1 protein-coding gene is annotated in these 622 nt (G+C 54.3%); it reads left to right on the top strand.

Annotated features, from left to right (window positions below; all coding sequences use genetic code 11):
* Nucleotides 1-522, top strand: a 522-nt coding sequence (locus QD356_RS17735) for a hypothetical protein (protein WP_279878492.1), incomplete at its 5' end; no start/stop codon positions are given.
* Nucleotides 523-622: the final 100 nt, after the last annotated feature.

A 622-nucleotide genomic window follows, 5' to 3' on the forward strand; every position in this document is an offset into this window, starting at 1 on the left:
CATGTGAGAGTAGGTCATCGTCAGGCACTTATCCCGAACCGCCCCTGCAGCCTTGCTGCAGGGGCGGTTCTCTTTGTACGCGGGAAAAGTGGTGCAATAGAAAGCCATGTGCAGAAAGACGTGCATGGAAAAGTGCTGCGAGAGATAACCTTCCCCGGCTCCACAAGAAGAAAGTCTTTGGCTCATCATCGTGCTGTGATGGTTCTGTCATTGACGAAAATGATGTGCGCTTTTTCTTTATCCCTGGTTTTGCCAAGAAACACCCCCGCAGCTTTTGTTGTGGGGGCGTTTTTTGTGCGGCTTGAGGCACCTCGCATAGGTCTGTCAGCGTCGGAGTTCATCAGAGGGATGCTCATTTCCATCATGTCTGGGCCGGGAGTGGCGTCATTCGGGATATTTTCTGGGCGCAAGACTCGGTTTTTTTGCGTGCGCCGCCAGGTAGAGAAAAGGGTGCTCAAGACGAGCCTTGTTGCCAGAGATCGGATGGCTGGAGTGCTCCAGGTGCCAGAATCAGGGGTATGAAGGCGAAATCTGGCCTGATCTTCAAAAAGCCCTTGCCCTCACGGCGGTTCGTGCGTAAAGTACGCATCCGCTGCCGGGGACGCATGGCGTTACCAGCGGT

The organism is Cobetia sp. 2AS (assembly GCF_029846355.1).
Classification (GTDB): Bacteria; Pseudomonadota; Gammaproteobacteria; order Pseudomonadales; family Halomonadaceae; genus Cobetia; species Cobetia amphilecti.